The organism is Hyunsoonleella jejuensis, assembly GCF_900111025.1.
Classification (GTDB): domain Bacteria; phylum Bacteroidota; class Bacteroidia; order Flavobacteriales; family Flavobacteriaceae; genus Jejuia; species Jejuia jejuensis.
This window is the reverse complement of record NZ_FOFN01000001.1, coordinates 942,202-960,593: the sequence shown is the minus strand read 5'-3', so window position 1 is coordinate 960,593 and position 18,392 is coordinate 942,202. Positions and strand designations below refer to the sequence as shown.

At 36.2% G+C, this 18,392-nt stretch carries 12 protein-coding genes, 1 tRNA gene and 2 pseudogenes; 4 read left to right on the top strand and 11 right to left on the bottom strand.

Annotated elements, in window-relative coordinates; all coding sequences use genetic code 11:
* Nucleotides 1-148: 148 nt before the first annotated feature.
* From nagB to BMY39_RS04165, 10 genes and pseudogenes are all read right to left on the bottom strand, one after another.
* Entirely contained in the window at nt 149-2,077 is a 1,929-nt protein-coding gene (gene nagB, locus BMY39_RS04210; RefSeq protein ID WP_092575875.1) for a glucosamine-6-phosphate deaminase, read from the bottom strand.
* Nucleotides 2,078-2,121: 44 nt separating this feature from the next.
* On the bottom strand, nt 2,122-3,435 hold the full coding sequence (locus BMY39_RS04205) for a sugar MFS transporter (protein ID WP_092575869.1): 1,314 nt from the start codon (nt 3,433-3,435) through the stop codon (nt 2,122-2,124).
* Nucleotides 3,436-3,466: 31 nt separating this feature from the next.
* Nucleotides 3,467-4,552, bottom strand: coding sequence for a phosphotransferase enzyme family protein (locus BMY39_RS04200; protein ID WP_245738161.1), 1,086 nt, complete (start codon nt 4,550-4,552; stop codon nt 3,467-3,469).
* Nucleotides 4,553-5,455, bottom strand: coding sequence for a nucleotidyltransferase family protein (locus BMY39_RS04195; protein ID WP_092575863.1), 903 nt, complete (start codon nt 5,453-5,455; stop codon nt 4,553-4,555). It lies immediately after the preceding gene.
* Nucleotides 5,456-5,751: 296 nt separating this feature from the next.
* The gene (locus BMY39_RS04190; RefSeq protein ID WP_092575860.1) at nt 5,752-6,999 is read right to left on the bottom strand and encodes an NAD(P)/FAD-dependent oxidoreductase; all 1,248 of its coding nucleotides are present in this window, start codon (nt 6,997-6,999) and stop codon (nt 5,752-5,754) included.
* A 3-nt stretch (nt 7,000-7,002) separates the two neighbouring features.
* Nucleotides 7,003-9,273, bottom strand: coding sequence for a S9 family peptidase (locus tag BMY39_RS04185; protein WP_092575857.1), 2,271 nt, complete (start codon nt 9,271-9,273; stop codon nt 7,003-7,005).
* 33 nt (nt 9,274-9,306) lie between these two features.
* A complete protein-coding gene (locus BMY39_RS04180) occupies nt 9,307-10,317 on the bottom strand; it encodes a 4-hydroxyproline epimerase (protein ID WP_092575854.1) in 1,011 nt (336 codons plus the stop codon).
* Nucleotides 10,310-12,034, bottom strand: coding sequence for a DUF885 domain-containing protein (locus tag BMY39_RS04175; protein WP_092577660.1), 1,725 nt, complete (start codon nt 12,032-12,034; stop codon nt 10,310-10,312). Before BMY39_RS04175 ends, BMY39_RS04180 begins: the two co-directional genes overlap by 8 nt.
* Before the next feature lie 4 nt (nt 12,035-12,038).
* Nucleotides 12,039-13,622, bottom strand: coding sequence for an aldehyde dehydrogenase (NADP(+)) (locus BMY39_RS04170; RefSeq protein WP_092575850.1), 1,584 nt, complete (start codon nt 13,620-13,622; stop codon nt 12,039-12,041).
* Between the two features lie 66 nt (nt 13,623-13,688).
* Nucleotides 13,689-14,047, bottom strand: a pseudogene (locus BMY39_RS04165) (dihydrodipicolinate synthase family protein); the annotation flags it as partial.
* A gap of 134 nt (nt 14,048-14,181) precedes the next feature.
* On the opposite strand from BMY39_RS04165, the gene BMY39_RS04160 reads away from it, so the two are divergent.
* From BMY39_RS04160 to BMY39_RS15205, 3 genes and pseudogenes are all read left to right on the top strand, one after another.
* A complete protein-coding gene (locus BMY39_RS04160; RefSeq protein WP_092575846.1) occupies nt 14,182-15,027 on the top strand; it encodes an AraC family transcriptional regulator in 846 nt (281 codons plus the stop codon).
* A 374-nt stretch (nt 15,028-15,401) separates the two neighbouring features.
* Nucleotides 15,402-16,370, top strand: coding sequence for a dihydrodipicolinate synthase family protein (locus BMY39_RS04155; protein ID WP_218140992.1), 969 nt, complete (start codon nt 15,402-15,404; stop codon nt 16,368-16,370).
* Nucleotides 16,371-16,426: 56 nt separating this feature from the next.
* Nucleotides 16,427-16,619: pseudogene (locus tag BMY39_RS15205) on the top strand (helix-turn-helix domain-containing protein); the annotation flags it as partial.
* A 151-nt stretch (nt 16,620-16,770) separates the two neighbouring features.
* Here BMY39_RS15205 and BMY39_RS04145 read toward each other — a convergent pair.
* Nucleotides 16,771-16,852 (bottom strand) — tRNA-Leu (locus tag BMY39_RS04145).
* A gap of 99 nt (nt 16,853-16,951) precedes the next feature.
* Here BMY39_RS04145 and BMY39_RS04140 point away from each other — a divergent pair.
* Nucleotides 16,952-18,340 carry a dipeptidase gene (locus BMY39_RS04140; protein WP_092575843.1) on the top strand — a complete coding sequence of 463 codons (1,389 nt, stop codon included), beginning with the start codon at nt 16,952-16,954 and terminating at the stop codon, nt 18,338-18,340.
* Nucleotides 18,341-18,392: the final 52 nt, after the last annotated feature.

Sequence of the window (18,392 nt, the reverse complement as noted above, 5' to 3'; positions counted from 1 at the left end):
AGAAAAAGCACATATTCAGCACTTATCCAATTGATTAACTTATTATACGATTCAGTCGAATCTATAAAACCTTGAAAAGACAACTTGTAGCTGTTTTCTAAATATTTAACGTTTTCAAACATATCGAATTATTCTATCCTCCTTTACATTAAAAATCATATTTCACAAAAGCCTCTATTGCGGCATAGTGGGCTAAACCTAATTCGTGATAAAGTTGAGCTGTTTCCTTGTTTCTATCTTCGGCTCTTTCCCAAAACTCCCTGCTATCATTACCTTGAAATACTACGCCATCTTTTTGAGATTGATGCTTAAATATTCCATAACGCTTTTCTAGTACCTGACCTGGGCTCATTGGTACTGCCATTTCAATTTCGTCAATATCCCATTCCTGCCATGCCCCTCTATACAACCATACCCAACAATCTTTCATAAACGACTTGCCTTTTAGATTCTTTACTGCAGCGAAAATAGCATCTAAACATACTTTATGCGTGCCATGTGGATCTGCCAAATCGCCAGCTGCATAGATTTGATGAGGCTTTATCTTTTCAATCAAATCCATAGTTAGTTTTATATCTTTTTCACCAATGGGTTTCTTTTCAATGGTACCTGTTTCATAAAAAGGCAGTTCCATAAAATGGATGTGATCATCCTCTAAACCAACAAAATGACTTGTAGCTCGTGCTTCTCCCTTTCTTATGAGTCCTTTGATATGCCTAACCTCTGGTATATCCATTTCACTAGGCCTTTTATTCTTTAAAAAAGCTACAGTTTTTTTATAAATATTTTGAGTTTCAGAACTTTCTATATCAAATTTCTTATTAAAATCACATACAAAACTTGCAAAACGCAATGCCTCATCATCTGCAACAGCAATATTCCCAGAGGTTTGATACGCTACATGCACATCATGGCCTTGCTCAACTAAACGTCTAAAAGTACCACCCATGCTAATAATATCATCATCTGGATGCGGACTAAAAATAAGCACGCGTTTTTTGGCAGGTTCAGCACGTTCGGGGCGTTTACTTTCATCAGAATTGGGCTTACCTCCTGGCCATCCGGTAATAGTGTGTTGTACTTGGTTAAAAATATCAATATTAATATCATAAGCCGGCCCAGAGTCGGCTAGCAAATCGCTCATTCCATTCTCAATATAGTCTGCATCTGTTAACATTAAAATCGGCTTCTTTAATTTTAATGCTAAACCTAATACAGCCTTTCTGGTTAATTTTTGAGTCCATTCGATCTTCTCAACCAACCATGGCGTATCAATCCGTGTAAGTTTTGATGCTGCATTTTGATCAATAACAAATGTGGCATTATCATGTTCTTGTAGGAAAGATGCAGGAACTTGATTCGTTACAGGACCTTCTACAGCAGCTTTGATAATTTCAGACTTGCGCTCTCCCCATGCCATTAAAATAACACGTTTGGCCTCCATAATTTTTTTAACACCTAAGGTGATTGCTGTTCTAGGTGTTTTATCCAACCCACCAAAATCATTACTTGCTGCCACACGCGTAATATGGTCTAATGCGACCAAGCGGGTTCTTGAGTTTTGCAAAGATCCTGACTCGTTAAAACCAATATGTCCGTTACCACCTATACCTAATATTTGAAGATCTATACCGCCTAAAGCTTTTATTTTTGCTTCGTAATTACTACAATGTTCAGATATGTTTTCTTTTGTTAATGTACCATCTGGAATATGGATATTCTCAGGTAAAATATCTACATGATTAAATAAAAGCTCCTTCATAAACCTAACATAACTATGAACGGAATCGGGCTCCATTGGGTAATATTCATCCAAATTGAAACTCACTACATTCTTAAAGCTCAAGCCCTCTTCTTTGTGCATTCTTACCAACTCAGCATATAAGCCTTTTGGCGTAGAACCCGTTGCCAATCCTAAAATGCAAGGTTGTTTTTGAGATTGCTTAACCCTAATTAGAGCCGCCATTTCCTCGGCTACAGCTTTTGATGCTGCCTCTGAATCCTCATAAACTACGGTACCAGCGTTTTCAAAACGCTTTTCAAAACTAGTTGCCTTATCAATATTACTCTTTAGCATGTTCTTTTGATTATATGTTGAATTTTATATGTTCTATTTTTAAATTACTTTGACCAACTTTTTATTTTATGACCCCATAAGGCGAACAACAATATAATGGCGTAACATGGAATTAAAATCCAGTAGCTTGATGTTGCCGATGATGCAACTGCCTCCGCTTCTCCCATACCAGTTGTTATTAGCTCATGTTTGCCAGAATCTACCAATCTCCCGTACAACGGTGGTATAATTGCGCCTCCAGCAATAGCCATAATTAATAATGCTGATGCGGTTTTGGTAAACTTACCAAGGCCTTCCAATGTTAATGGCCAAACGGCAGGCCACACCAAAGCATTTGCAACACCTAATGCCGCTACAAACAATACCGAAGTAAATCCATTAGTAAGTAGAATACAGATACTAAAAAGAATTCCTAAAGCTGCGCTTATTTTTAATGCCATATCTTGCTTTAGGTACTTTGGTATTAAAAATACCCCTAAAGCATACGTAGCCACCATAGCCATTAAGGTAAAAGTGGTAAAGAATTTTGCTTCCTCGCCTGAAAATCCTAAAGATATCCCGTAGGCAATAATAGTGTCTCCAGCAATTACCTCTGCACCCACATAAACAAATAGCGTTAGCACACCAAACCATAAGTGAGGAAATTGAAAAATGCTCGTCTTTGAGGTTTCTCCTGTTTTGAGCTCATCAGCAGGCGCAGCCTCAACATGTGGTAAAGGCGCTTTTCTAATTAAAATACCTAACACAAAAAGCACTATTGCCATAATTACATAGGGTGTAAATACACTATCTGCCATGGTATCTAAAAGCTGTCCTTTTTCAGTTTCGGATACAGTGCTTAATTTTTCTTTCACATCATCAATACCAGAGAGCAATATAGCCCCAAAAATTAAAGACCCTAAAGCGCCTGCAGTTTTATTGGCTATACCCATAATGGCAATACGTTTAGCACCACTTTCAATGGGCCCTAAAATGGTAATGTAAGGATTGGCAGCTGTCTGTAAAATAGTCATTCCAATCCCTTGAATAAAAATAGCTATAAGGAAAACGCTATAGGTACGGGCTTCCGCCGCTGGTATAAAAACCAAAGCCCCAATGGCCATTATAATAAGGCCTAGGGACATCCCTTTGCGGTAACCAATTTTACCAAGGATGTAAGACGCTGGTAACGCCATTACCACAAAAGAAATGTATGAAGCAGAGGCTACTAAATACGATTGCGCTTCGGTGAGCTCATTTATGGTTTTCATAAACGGTATTAAAGCACCATTTATCCAAGTTACAAATCCGAAGATGAAAAATAATCCTGCTATTATTGCTATTGCAACCCTGTTACTGTTTTTAGATAGTTCTGTCATTATTTCATTTGTTAGAATGTTAAAGCTTGATTCAATTTACTTTATAATATTTATTTTCAACCTGCATAATAAAGCTATCTAAAAGTTTGAATTGATTTTTAGCACGATCTAAATTATGCTCAGGATATTTTGTTTTGTAGTATAGGTCATTATTCAAGAAATCTGTAAGAAAACGAAGTGCCATAATAAATATCATAGATTTTGCTGCCAATGGCAACGTTTCAATTTCTTTGTCTGATAGTGCTGATTCTACTTCTTCTAAGAATCCCTGTTTGTAAGCGTTATAAAACTCTACATTGAAGTTGACCAGATCTAAATTAGTTTCATCTTCGGCTGCGGTATTGCATATCGTTCTAATAGCATCACCAAAATCATAGTGTACAATACCCGGCATTACGGTATCGGTATCTATGACGCAAAGCCCCTTGTTGTTTGTGTCAAATAAGGTGTTAGAAATTTTGGTATCGTTATGGGTAACTCTAGTTTTTATTTCTCCAGAGTCTTTCAATTTCTGAAGAACAAGCATTTCATCCTCTAAATCTAAAGCCTTATCAATATATTCCGAAGCTTTAAAAAGGCGCTCCTTAGGTGCCGATTGTATTGCCGATTTAAATTGGGCGTACCTGAACGACATGTTATGAAATTTAGGGATAACTTCTGTTAGGGTAGACGCATCAAAATCGCTGGTAAGATTTAAAAAATCGCCTGATAGTTTTCCGCCTTCATAGGCCACTTCCTTATCGGTAACGATTTCATAAGTCACGCTATCTTTAATGAAAACCATAACATTCCAGAAGTTGCCATCTTCATCTTTATAATAATAGTCTCCACTTTTTGTTGGAATAAACGTAAGGACACGACGTTTTAGTTCTTTTTCGGGTAAATGTGATAATTTATCCTGAAGATGTTTGCTTACACTCACCTTATTCGAAATTAATCCAGGGACATCTTTAAATACATCGTGATTGATGCGCTGCAAAATAAAGAACGGTTCTTCTTCAGTTTCAATCAAAAAAGTATCGTTTATATGTCCAGAGGCCAATTCCTTAAATGAAACAAGCTTCGATTTATGGTCAAATTGGTTGAATTTAAATTTTATTTGCTCTGTCGTCATCATTTACCAAAGGTGTTTAGGATATACGTTATTTGCTTTGAGTTCTTTTATCGCCTTCTTTACAACCTCTTTATCTTCACTATATGTAACACCAAACCACTTAGCATCTGATTTTAAAACCTCTACGCTGGCCTCACCAGATTTAAGGATTTCATTAACGATAGTTGGGAGATAAAACTCTGCCTTTAAATTTTCTTTGTTCTGTTCTAAAAAATCTAGAAACAACTGCCCTCCAAATTCAAAGCATTTAGGTGTAAATCCCCAAAAATTCATAGACACTACCGTATCCTCATCAATAGGAATAAATGCTCCACTATCATTCTTACGCATCAATATGCCGTCTACTTTTTCTATATGCGTTCTTTCAGTAACATCAATCAAAAAGCCATTGTCATCTAACTGGCATTCCCCTCTGGATACATAACCATAATCTGATACTGTATTCTTTAGTAAATATGCCATAGTTTTAAAATTATATGAATCTTTATCCGTTGCCATTAGCGCGGTAGCCATAGACTGAAATGCTTCCCTTCCATAAAAATCATCTCCATTAATTATGGCAAAGTTTTCATTTACGGCATCTTTAGCCATTAACAACGCATGACCCGTACCCCATGGTTTTGAACGTTCTGGATTCACGTATTGCTCTGGCACATTATCAAGTTCTTGATATACATAAACCACCTCTGCTTTATCCTCTAACTTCTTATTGTAAATTGCCTTGAATTCTTTCTCAAAGCTTTTACGGATTATAAATACGAACTTTCCGAATCCTGCCCTTAAAGCATCAAATAATGAAAAATCTATGATGGTATCGCCTTCTTGCGTAAAAGAATCCATTTGCTTTAGACCTCCATATCTGCTCCCCATTCCTGCTGCCAGTATTACGAGTGTTGGTTTTTGCATGCTCATTACTATTTGCGTTCTTATTTAAATTTAATTAACACTACTCTTACAAATTAATTATATCTAAACAAATTAACCCCTATGATTATTTGTCAAAAAAGGTAGGTTTTTTAGTAAACCTTTTTTTTAAACGCCAAATAACCTATTACATAACAATACCTTAGACCATCTTTTAATATTTATTCATGAGAATTTAATGGAATGCATGAAAAACTTAGATGCTCCCTGTTTAGGGTGATTGTAAAATAAACCAAATGCGTATTTATGCCATAAATAGCACCAAAAATCGTAGCGATTTAAAATTTTCTATCTGGACTAAATGGTTGTAATGGTAATGATGACTCTTGATCTAGGATCGTTTGGGACACTAATTTCCCGGTTGCAGGTCCTAAGCTCCACCCCATCATGGCATGCCCTGTCGCTATGGTTAAATTTTCACACTTTTGGGATTTACCAATAAATGGCAGGCCATCGGGAGAGCAAGGGCGCAACCCACATTGGGCCGCTTGTTTATCTTTAGGGGCTATATTTAATCCGTTATAGTAGCCTTGTGCTGCTTTAGCTATAGCTTCAACACGCTTAGGATTAATGGCGTGGTTAACGCCTCCTAATTCCATAGTACCCGCAAAACGTGTAAATCCATCCATGGGTGTTACTGCTACTTTGGCCTCACATAAAATTGCCGGATAATTTATACCCGTTTCTTTGGTGACATCAATGCGATAACCCTTACCTGCCTGAACAGGAATGTTAAGCCCTAGCTTTTTAGTGATTGAAGGGCTCCAACTCCCAGCTGCCAAAACGACTTCATCTGGATTAAACACTTGTTTATTGGTAACAACCTTGACTATTTTTCCTTTGGAAACTTCAATATCTGCTACCTTTTCATTTTTATAAAAGGTAACACCATAAGATTTTAAACGGGCAATCATTTCGTGCATGAAGTTATTGGGTGTCATGTGCGAGTCGCTATCATAATACACAGCCCCTTTTATATTCATGTCTATTTGGGTTTCCAGTTTATCAACCTCTACCTTGGTTAAATGTTTTACGCCTAATCCTTCCTGAATACCGCGCTGACCAATTTCCCATTCTTCTTCACCAACTTTATCTGTTTTATAACACATCAATAAACCTTTACGTTCGTAATGGAAATTAAACTGTTGGGAAGCTTTTAAATCTTCGTATAAATCCCTACTAAATAGATTAATATCTTTTATTACAGCTATTGATTTTTCTACCCTTGATTTTGTTGCAGATTTTTTAAAAGCATACGCCCATTGCAGAAAATCCTTATCTAACCGTGGCTTAACGTATAGTGGACTTGAAGTATTAAACATCCATTTTAAACCTTTGGTAATCATACCCGGTGCTGCCAACGCAATAAAATGGCTCGGGGTTATATACCCTGCATTAACATAGGATGCACCGCTATCCATATTAGATTGATCTACAACCGTTACATTACAACCCTCTTGTTTGAGGTAATATGCTGAACATAACCCAATAATACCTCCTCCAATTATAACAACATCTTTACTCATGCATCAATTTAATTTAAAATCCCAAATAGGTTTTGCTCCTCTAAGGTGTTCCACAAAATAGTTCCATCGTTTTTTTGTAAAATAATCACGATGGGGACCACGAAAACCGTGACGCTGACTAGGAAGTATCAATAAATCGAATTCTTTATCCGCTTTTATCAAGGCTTCAGCCAGTTTAAATGTTGCTGAAGGATTCACATTATCGTCCATACCACCGTGTACCAATAATAATTTACCCTGTAGGTTTTTTGCGTTTGTAATATTAGAAATCTCATGATACGTATCATCTACTGGCCAACCTTGGTACATTTCTGGCCACCATGCTTTTTCCATTCTAAAATCATGATCTGCGGCACTAGCCACACCTACTTTATAGGTCTCAGGAAATGCCAACATGGCTCTTCCAGTGTCATAACCACCAGCAGAGTGCCCAAAAATTCCGACCCTATCAGCATCTATCCAACTATGAATATCTCCCAAATATTGAATGGCTTTTACATGATCTTCTAAATTGTTTCCCATATTTTTATAGGAATGATTGTGAAAAGCCTTGGAACGTCCATAGGTACCCAAACCATCTACTTGCATCACTATAAAGCCCAATTCAGCAAGCGCTTGGTTTGCAAAAGCTACATCAAAAGACTTTGGGAAACGTTGTGTATGAGGCCCCGTGTAAGTGGCATCAATAATAGGATACGATTGAGTTACATCAAAATTAGAAGGCTTCCAAATAGCTCCATAAATGGTTGTTTTTCCATCTTTAGCGATTAACTGAAATTCTTGTGGCGGACTCCAACCTCTTGTAATGGCTTTATCGACATTAGCTTCGGTTAATAATGCTATTATTTTTCCAGTAGACGCTTTGCGCAACCATGTTTTTGTAGGTGTTGTTACTGTTGAATAATTATCAACAACGTAGTTTCCGTCTTTAGAAAAAACTATACGATGATGCCCTTTTTCTGGCGTAATACAGGTTATCTTCCCTTTTACATCTACTTTATATAATTGCTGATGATATGGGTTTGCCCCTTCCATCTTCCCTGAAGCTAAGAAATAAATGATTTTACGTTTCTCATCAACATGCTCTATACTGTTAATGAAAAAATCTCCTTGCGTTAGCGGTTTTATGGCATTCGATTTCAAATCTAGGACATACAGTTGCCGCCATCCACTACGCTCTGATAGAAACAATATTTTATTCCAAGGTTCTATTAAGCGGTATTCGAAATTATCAACATTAGTAGTACTGGTTTCAACAATCAAGTCTTTATCCGTACCCGTATTCAAATCTACTTCCTTGACATACTCTTTTTGAAACCCTCGTGCTTTCCAATTAGCAATTAACTTCCCTGAATCCTCTAGCCATCGCACACCCACCGAATTGATATGGGTTACCGTTGGCAAGTTGGTTTTTACTTCTTTTTTGGTAGCAATGTTATAAAATACAGGCTTCACTTTTACTAAAGCAGTGTCCCCTGGAGAACCGCGGTAGTATGATAATAACTTGGGTTTGTATAAGGAATCTATTGTATAATTTAACAAATACATTTTTTCGGCCCCTCGGTAATCTACTAGGTTTGTTTTTAACCACTTGGAATCTTTAGACCAACTTACACTAAAATGCTTAGGGCGTTCGCCGTTTTCGCCCTCAATTAAATCAAACCATCCATAATAAGTGGCATATTCATAATCTTTCTTCCCATCATAGCTCAGTTGAAAAACCTCATCGGTTTCAACCGATTTTACAAATACATTATAATCCTTTGCAAAGGCAATCCATTTTCCATCAGGAGATGTGGTTTCAAAATTATTTGCTTCTTTTTTGGGCTCTTTTTCTTGTAGTTGAAGTTTATAAGAATTAATATCTAATTCGAATGTTTTTCCTGAAACCTCAATAAGCAGACTATTTCCATTTTGCTTTTCAATTTTCGTAATATTTAATTTGTTGGCTAAAATGGTCTTCCCTAATACTTCACTTAGCGCTTTGGACAGTTCCTCTTGATTAAAAAGATCCTTGACTTTATCGTCTTTAAACGCTACTGTTTTATAAAACTTCTCTTCCTCATTCGTATCAATAAACCAAAAACCAGAACCATCTTTATACCAGTTAACCTTGGTAAATAGATTATAGGCCATACCTCCATAATTATTAAAAGCTACAGCCCTATTGTAATCTTCAATTGTGATATCATCTTGGGCATTTAAAGCTGAAAGACTCAGCATTAATATCAAAAAGTATTTAAAAGTATGATGCAATCTTATTTGTGTTAGCATAAATTCTATTCAATTTTAAACGAGGAATTAGCTTTAAATAACCTGAAACCCAAAGGCATAAGGATCGTCTTCACTATCAATTGTTATGGTATTCTGACCATAAATTTTTGCCCAACCTTGAATACTTGGTATAATAGCTGGTTTGCCATCCAAGGTTGTTTCCTCTTCAATTCGACCAATAAATTTACTTCCTATGAAACTCTCATGTATAAAAGGCGCTCCCTTTTTTAATTTGCCCTTGGCATATAACTGTGCCAAACGTGCTGATGTTCCCGTACCGCAAGGACTTCTATCAATGGCTTTGTCTCCATAAAACACCGCATTTCTGCCTGATGATGTTGGATCTATAGGGTTTCCTGTCCATAACATGTGGCTTACATCACGAATGGTTTCATTTTCTGGATGAATAAACCGATTTGGATATTTTTCATTGATACGTTGCCTTACAACTTGAGAATACTGAATAATTTTTGAAGCTGAAAACGCATGAACACCCTCAAAATTCTTTTGAGGGTCTACAATGGCGTAGTAATTTCCCCCATAAGCGACATCAAAGGTTATCTCTCCCAATTCGGGACACGCAACAGTCAATCCTTCAGAAGCTAGGTAACTTTTCACATTGGTCAATTTAACCCAATCGACTTTATCATCTGTTTGCTGGTACTCAATATGTACCAAACCTGCAGGGGCTTCCATTCTTATTTTACCTGGAGTTTTAGGCGTTATCAAACCTTCTTCAATAGCTATGGTAATGGTACCTATTGTGCCATGACCACACATTGGCAAACACCCTGAAGTCTCAATAAACAAAATGGCAAAGTCGTTCTCTGGGTTATGAGGTGGGTATAAAATACTCCCACTCATCATATCGTGCCCACGAGGTTCGAACATTAAGCCTTTACGAATCCAATCGTATTCTTTTAAAAAATGCTGGCGCTTCTCGCTCATGGTTTTCCCTATAAGCTCAGGTCCTCCTTCCTTGATAACCCGTACCGGATTACCACAGGTATGCGCATCAATACAAACAAATGTACTCTTAGCCATTTTTCACCTTATTGATATAATTTAAGAGTCTATTTTCTAGAATGGAAAGTGTTACAGTGCCTTGTCCTAAAATAATCTCATGGAATTCTCGAATATCAAACTTATCACCCAATTCTTTTTCGGCTTTTTCTCGTAATTCACGGATTTTAATTTCACCCATTTTATAAGATATAGCCTGCCCAGGCCATGTGATATACCGATCGGTTTCTGTTGTAACTTCGTGTATTGAAAGTGCCGTATTCGATGCCATGTAATCGATAACTTGTTGTCTGGTCCAACCTTTGGCATGAATACCGGTATCGACTACTAATCGGCAAGCCCGCCACATTTCATAAGTATATTTTCCAAATTTCTCGTAGGGTGTGGTATAAATACCCATTTCGTCTGCAAGAGTTTCTGTATAGAGTGCCCAACCTTCACCATATGCCGACAAATATAAATCTCGTCTGAACTGTGGGATTGTTTTTGGCAATTCATTATTCAAAGACATTTGCAAATGATGCCCTGGTACGGCTTCATGGGCTGTTAAAGCTGGAATAGTATAAAGGGTTCTGCTAGGTAAATTATAGGTATTTACCCAGTAAAAACCTGCTTTATCGTCATCTCTCGTTCCAGAATATCTACCGCTTGTATAGTTGGGTGCAATGGCTTCTGGAACAGGTTCTACACCATAGGGTTTTCTGGGTAAGGTTTTAAAATACTTTGGTAATTCAGCATCAATTCTTTTAGAAATATCTCGGGCAAACATTAATAATTCCTTGGCTGTTTTAGGGTAGAATTGCTCATCGGTTCTTAAAAACTCTAAAAAATCCTCGAAAGAGCCGTCAAAAGCCAAATCCTTTATTATTTTTTGCATTTCTGCCTTTATACGTGCAACTTCTTTTAATCCTATTTGATGGATGTCTTCTGCAGTATATTGGATACTCGTCGTGTAGTAATTAATTCTATTTTGATAGAATTCTTTTCCGTTTTTAATTGTGCCAACTCCCAAACCTTTTCTTGTTTTTGGAAAGTATTCCGTTACAAAAAACGCTTTGATTTTTTTATACTGGTCTATCGCATTTTTTTGAACACTTATTTTGGCCACATTTAAAACAGAATCTTTGAAAGATTCCGAAAAATCCTCAGGAAGACTCAAAAAAGGTTTGTAAAAATCACTTTTAGAAACATCAGATACAATGTGCTTATTGTACGTTATGTCATAGTTTGGGAATGCCTCTTTTGGTTGAGAAACACCAGCGTTAATACCTGCTCTTAGAAGATTTAAATTGTAATCTATTTTTAAGGGCAAACTGTCTAAATCATTAAGATATGATACCACATCTTTTTTGTTTTTTAGAGATTTATTACCCATGTTTCCTAAATTCAGATGAAATGCAATCTCATTCGTAATTGGGTTTAAATGCATCTTATAGGTATTTCTATCAATCTTATCTTGCAAAACAAAAGCCAATAACTCTTTGGAAATGGTTTCGCTTTCTGATAAGCCTTCATCCGTAATAGCATTTAATTTTTCGAGTAAGTTTTTTGCAAAATCCGCTTCTAATTGGTGAAACTTAATCGTATTTTCCACCGACTGATTACGTTTAAAATCATACTCTCTCTCAGCTTCATATTGTGCTATTATTTTTTCCAGTTCATTACTGGATGAATTATTATTAAAAGCCACGAAAACAATTATAGCCAATAGCAAAACGATAGATTTTACAATTTTCATCAAATTAAATTTTATCGGTAGTTTTTTTACCATTAACGGTTCTTAGAATGCCTAATGGATTCTCATTTTTCAATTCATCAGGAAGCAAATTATTAGGCCAATCTTGATAACTAAATGGTCTCACAAAACGCTTAATGGCATCTACTCCAACAGCAGTAAAACGACTGTCGGTTGAAGCTGGATAAGGGCCGCCATGTTGCATAGACGGACAAACTTCTACTCCTGTAGGAACACCGTTGAAAATGATTCGTCCTACTCTATTTTCCAAAGCAGTTACTACGTTATTGAAATCTGCAACTTCATTTTCATCTGAAATTACAGTACCTGTAAGTTGTCCTTCTAAGTTCGAAACTATATCTTCCAATTGCGCTTCATCTTCACATTGCACAACTAAAGAATACGGGCCAAAAACTTCATGATGCAGTGTTGTGTTATTTAAAAATGTTTTGCCTTCAACTGTCGTCACCACTTGTCTTGCATAATTAGGTTCAATATCTGCATCAACATGTGCCAAAACCTGAATACCGGTTTGCGATACGGCTTTTGATTTATTGTTTTCATAAGCTCCCGCAATATTAGGGTGAAGCATACATGAAGGTTCAATTTTTACAATTTCTTCAGCAAGACTATTTACAAAATTTGTTAATCCTTTAGATTTTAAACCCAAAATCAACCCAGGGTTGGTACAAAATTGTCCTGTACCCAAAGTTATTGAACCAGCGTAGGTTTTTGCAATACTATCTGCTCTATTTTGTAAAGCTTTTGGCAATAAAATTACTGGGTTTACACTACCCATTTCTGCAAAAACAGGAATGGGTTCTTCTCGTTTTGCTGCCAAATCGTATAACGCTCTTCCTCCATTAATACTTCCTGTAAAACCAACCGCCTTTACTTTTGGATGCTGTACCAAAATTTGACCAACCTCTATACCGTTACTATTTAAGTTTGAAAAAACACCATTGGGCATACCTGTTTTTTGAGCGGCTTTAATAATTGCAGATGCCACCATGGCACCTGTACCAGCATGCATAGGGTGCGACTTTACTATAACCGGACAACCTGCTGCAAAAGCAGAAGCGGTATCGCCACCAGCAGTAGAAAATGCCAAAGGAAAATTAGACGCTCCAAAAACCGCTACTGGACCTAAGGCAACGTTCATTTTTCTTAAATCTACTTTAGGAAGAGGTTGTCGCTCTGGTTGTGCGGTATCAATAGAAGCCTCTACCCAATGCCCTTCTTCAACATGATTTGCAAACGCACGTAGTTGACCTAAAGTTCGACCTCTTTCACCCATGGCTCTACCATTGGGCAATCCACTTTCGGCACAATAAACTTCTAACAATTCATCACCTAGTGCTTCAATTTCATCTGCAATGGCTCTTAAAAATGATGCTTTTTTCGCTCCAGAAAATTTAGAATAACTCTTAAATGCTTCAGAAGCTAATTCTGCTGCTTCATGTACTTCTTCCTCTGTAGCTTTAGTGATTTCCCAATTGTTTTCAATATTCAACAATGGATTGAAGGTCTTAAACGTTTTATTTCCTTTTGCTGATAAGTTATTACCTATATAATTTTCGCCCAATATCATTTTCTAAATTTATTTATATGCATTTTTAAAATACAACCCTTTACCAAAACTAGCAAATAAAGCAATTTACGCCAGTTCGCATAGACTCTTAAAATTTGGCAATTCTGGTCTTATAACCAAAGCATCTGTAATTACTTTTTCGATTCTTATACGCTCTTCGCCTTCTAAAACCAATCCTGGTGCTCTTAGATATTCGTTTCCAATACCTGTATGCACCGAAGTCAATATAACATATTGTACTAATTTTGGGTGGATATCTAGTTCTAATAATGGCATAAACCAACGGTAAATTTTGATAACCCCTTGTTTTTACCAGCTTTTACCAACTCATAAATCGCCACGTTTTCTGCTAGAAAAGCATCTACCAAGCCAGCAACCCATCCATCGGCTTTCAATACCAAACTTTCTAGGGCCAAGGTATCAACACACTTTGATATGAACAAAAATAGATTATATACATAAATTAACTATTTTTATAATTAGCACATACTAATACTATATTACCATACAAACATGGTTTTTGTAAAAAATTTAATAATATTTACATAAACAATAGTATATGAAGGTACTTCCATTTAAAATTCCGAAACCAGATAACGAAGCATTAGTATATCAGGAAGAACGATTAAAAGTATTATACGATCAATTACACCAACATAGTGAGATACAAATTAGCTATATAGAAAAAGGAGCAGGAACACTTATAGTTGGAGATACCATTAATACTTTTTCTCCAGACGATATTATTGTATTAGGAGGCTATTTACCACATGTGTTTAGAACAGACACTAAGCTTTTTGATGAAACCGTAGTTTACACGTTGTTTTTTGACAAAGAATCTTTTGGGAAACATTTCTTCGATTTGCCTGATATGGAAATTATTAGTGATTTTTTTAATGAATCTGAATACGGGATGAAAATATTAACCCCAAAGCATAAACTCATTGAACTCTTCTTAAAATTAAAAGACCAGAATAAAGTTCAACGAATTAGTAGTCTTTTAAGAATTATAGATCTTATCACCAAGGCCGACAAAACACCTTTATCATCATTTGTCTACAAAAAGAAATACACTGACGATGAAGGTAAACGTATGAATGATGTATTTAATTACGCCATGGAAAATTATATGGAACCTATTACCTTAGAAGAAATATCTAAAATAGCCAATATGAGCAGAAATGCTTTTTGTCGCTATTTTAAAAAACGCACTAACAAAACATTTTTTCAGTTATTAATAGAAATACGCATAGAAAACGCTTGTAAACTCATCTACAACAATCCAGATCAATCCATTTCGTCCATTTCTGAATTATGCGGATTTCATAACATCGCTAATTTTAATCGAAAATTTAAAGAGATTAAAGGCATAACACCATCTCATTACAGGTTGCAAAGGTTTTAATAGATGAGACACCTAACCTATTATAAAATTTATAATTAGGCAAATGCCACAATTAACCGGTTTTAGATAATGATATATTACCTAAGTTGTTCTTTGTCAATACAATAGATTAAAAGTGTTTGCCGCCTGAAGGTTCCTTGTTTCACGAAATAACTACAGAGATATAACCCATTAGTTTACATTCGGTTTAAAATCTATATTTTACTCTTAAGGAATTACAACTACCTTGTTTTTTAATAAAACCCTTAAAAAAGGGTAATATAATATCGCTTTATGCTAACAATATTTCGTTGAAGGAGGTTTTGGGTTATACTTTTGCCAAAGACATCAATTGAAAAATGTTTATTTAGGTTTATTTTAGATAATAAGAAATTATGATAGAAACAAATAGTGCAGATTGGAGGCATAGCGTTATGCCGGCTGTGTTTACATGGTTGAAAGAGTCAAAATCAGGTGCCCTTGAAATTGACCTAGATGCAACAAAAAAATACGCCGCAGATGTTTTAAAAGCTCAAGGAAAAGGAGGAAGTAGAATGGGCGGACTTGTCGGCTCCGGTACTCTGGGAGAGAATAGCTACCTAAGCACCAAACAGCGCCTTACTTTACTTAAAGCTCTTTCTGACGTTGCCAAAGAATACAACGTACCGTTGATTAGTGGAGCTGCGGCAGAAACTAAGGAAGAACTTGCTAAAATCGTTGAAGGTCTTGCAACGGTTGGAGTGGATACAGTCATGGTCATGCCGCCTAAAACTAAGGCAATTCCATCTGATGATGAAATGTATGATTACTTTGAACTTGCTGAAGTAACTGCAAGACATGTAGGCGTAACAATTATGCCTTACAACAATCCTGATGCTGCTGGATATCATGCAATATCAACTGATCTTCTTCGAAGAATTTCTGCTCTACCTAATGTAACTGCTCTTAAAATATCGACTATAGATGTTTCTATTATTGAAACTTTAATGTTAGAGAACAAAGATTTAAAAGTTTTGGCAGGGGTTGACACAGTTACTGTGTACGCCGGACTTGCGGGAGCAAGTGGTGGTATTACAGGTGTAGGTGTTATCTTCCCAAAAGCAAGCGTTACTATGCAGGAGCATGTTTTAAATGGAGAATGGGCTGAGGCAAACAAAATTTCTCAAGCTTTGAATTCCATATCGTATCTGGATGGCCAGCCGCTACTTATGGAATATCTTAAACTTGCTATGGGTATTCATCATAATGATATAGCTGGAGGGCTTCGTACATATGGTATAAAATTAACGCAACAACAAATTGATGATGTTCAAGCAAGATATACTCTAGCAAAAGAAAGACTTGAAGCTTTAGACTTATTGTAGTCTAATACCTTTAAATATTCAAATAAAAAAAGCTCCGTTTTTACGGGGCTTTTTTTGCCAATATGACTAAAAATGCCTTTTGCAAATACTTTAAAACGAACGAATAAAACTTGTTTTAAGTTTTTAAATGAACTACGTATTGAAAATGCCCAAAAATCTGGGTTTAATAACATTTTAAATTTTAATAGGCAGTTTAAATCTTATAAACATTCTTCTCCATCAAAATACAGAAAGTCTAAAATGCGATAGTTTAAAACTCACGTAGCTATCATATAGCATTTACTTTCTTTTAATATCCTAAATACCTAATGAGATAAATAAGCAATACTTATTGCAAAACAATAAAATCGCTCCAATCTAAATAAAAAAAGCTCCTCAAATCTGAGAAGCTTTAATTTCGTGCGGGCGGGGAGACTCGAACTCCCACACCTCGCGGCACTAGATCCTAAGTCTAGCGTGTCTACCAATTCCACCACGCCCGCTAAAGGACTGCAAATATAATCAAGATTTTTAAATTGCAAACTTCTATCCCTAAAAAGTATTCTTTTTTATACTTTTGAAAATCAACATAACTTTAACGCATGGATAGTATCACATCTTACATAGAAAAACATAAAGACCGATTTTTAAATGAACTTATCGAGCTGCTTAAAATCCCATCAATAAGTGCCGATTCTGCTTATAAAAACGATGTTTTAAAAACTGCAGATGCCATAAAAATTAGTTTAGAAAATGCTGGTTGCGATACTGTAGAAATTTGTAAGACAGACGGTTATCCCATTGTTTATGGTGAAAAAATAATAGATAAAAACCTACCAACAGTGTTGGTTTATGGACACTATGACGTACAACCACCCGACCCGTTAGAGCTTTGGAATTCTGCACCTTTTGAACCCATAATAGAAAAAACTGAATTGCATCCTGATGGTGCTATTTTTGCCAGAGGCGCCTGTGACGATAAAGGACAAATGTACATGCACGTAAAAGCCATGGAGTTTATGACGTCCACAAATCAATTACCATGTAATGTTAAATTTATGATTGAGGGTGAGGAAGAAGTAGGCAGTAAGAACCTTTCTACCTTCGTGAAAAATAATCGTGAGAAACTAAAAAATGATGTCATACTGATTTCTGATACGGGAATGATTGCCAAAGATGTGCCATCTATAACCACTGGTCTAAGAGGTCTCAGCTATGTTGAAGTAGAAGTTACAGGTCCAAATCGCGATTTACATTCTGGGTTATATGGTGGTGCCGTAGCAAATCCTATAAATGTTCTTACAAAAATGATTGCTTCGCTTCACGATGAAAACAATCATATTACTATTCCTGGATTTTATGATAAAGTAGAAGAGCTCACAAAAGAAGAACGCGCTGAAATGGCAAAAGCACCATTCAGTTTAGAAAACTATAAAAAAGCATTGGATATAGACGCCGTTTACGGAGAAAAAGGCTATACCACCAACGAAAGAAATTCTATTCGCCCTACATTAGATGTCAACGGTATTTGGGGAGGTTACACTGGCGAAGGCGCCAAAACAGTTATTGCCAGTAAAGCTTATGCAAAAATTTCAATGCGCTTAGTGCCTCATCAGGATTGGGAAAATATTACACAACTATTCAAAACGCATTTTGAGAATATAGCGCCTAAAGGTGTAAAAGTTAAAGTAACACCACACCATGGCGGACAAGGTTATGTTACACCAATAGATGGCATAGGTTACCAAGCCGCAAGTAGGGCATACCAAGAAACGTTTGGCAAAACACCTATACCCCAACGTAGTGGCGGTAGCATCCCTATTGTTGCACTTTTTGAGCAAGAATTAAAAAGTAAAACTATTCTCATGGGCTTTGGTTTAGATAGTGATGCTATCCATTCACCAAACGAGCATTTCGGCGTTTGGAATTACCTAAAAGGCATAGAAACTATACCTTATTTTTATAAATATTTTACAGAACTTTCAATATAATTATTTGGGCGTTACCCACAACACTTCGACAAGCTCAGTGCAGGTGGGTCGC

What these genes read in the sequence shown, in the direction of transcription:
- BMY39_RS04170 (WP_092575850.1), bottom strand. Translation starts at nt 13,622, where the DNA reads ATGATATTGGGCGAAAATTATATAGGTAATAACTTATCAGCAAAAGGA.
- BMY39_RS04205 (WP_092575869.1), bottom strand. Translation starts at nt 3,435, where the DNA reads ATGACAGAACTATCTAAAAACAGTAACAGGGTTGCAATAGCAATAATA.
- BMY39_RS04185 (WP_092575857.1), bottom strand. Translation starts at nt 9,273, where the DNA reads ATGCTAACACAAATAAGATTGCATCATACTTTTAAATACTTTTTGATA.
- BMY39_RS04140 (WP_092575843.1), top strand. Translation starts at nt 16,952, where the DNA reads ATGGATAGTATCACATCTTACATAGAAAAACATAAAGACCGATTTTTA.
- BMY39_RS04195 (WP_092575863.1), bottom strand. Translation starts at nt 5,455, where the DNA reads ATGCAAAAACCAACACTCGTAATACTGGCAGCAGGAATGGGGAGCAGA.
- BMY39_RS04175 (WP_092577660.1), bottom strand. Translation starts at nt 12,034, where the DNA reads ATGAAAATTGTAAAATCTATCGTTTTGCTATTGGCTATAATTGTTTTC.
- BMY39_RS04190 (WP_092575860.1), bottom strand. Translation starts at nt 6,999, where the DNA reads ATGAGTAAAGATGTTGTTATAATTGGAGGAGGTATTATTGGGTTATGT.
- BMY39_RS04160 (WP_092575846.1), top strand. Translation starts at nt 14,182, where the DNA reads ATGAAGGTACTTCCATTTAAAATTCCGAAACCAGATAACGAAGCATTA.
- BMY39_RS04200 (WP_245738161.1), bottom strand. Translation starts at nt 4,552, where the DNA reads ATGATGACGACAGAGCAAATAAAATTTAAATTCAACCAATTTGACCAT.
- BMY39_RS04155 (WP_218140992.1), top strand. Translation starts at nt 15,402, where the DNA reads ATGATAGAAACAAATAGTGCAGATTGGAGGCATAGCGTTATGCCGGCT.
- nagB (WP_092575875.1), bottom strand. Translation starts at nt 2,077, where the DNA reads ATGCTAAAGAGTAATATTGATAAGGCAACTAGTTTTGAAAAGCGTTTT.
- BMY39_RS04180 (WP_092575854.1), bottom strand. Translation starts at nt 10,317, where the DNA reads ATGGCTAAGAGTACATTTGTTTGTATTGATGCGCATACCTGTGGTAAT.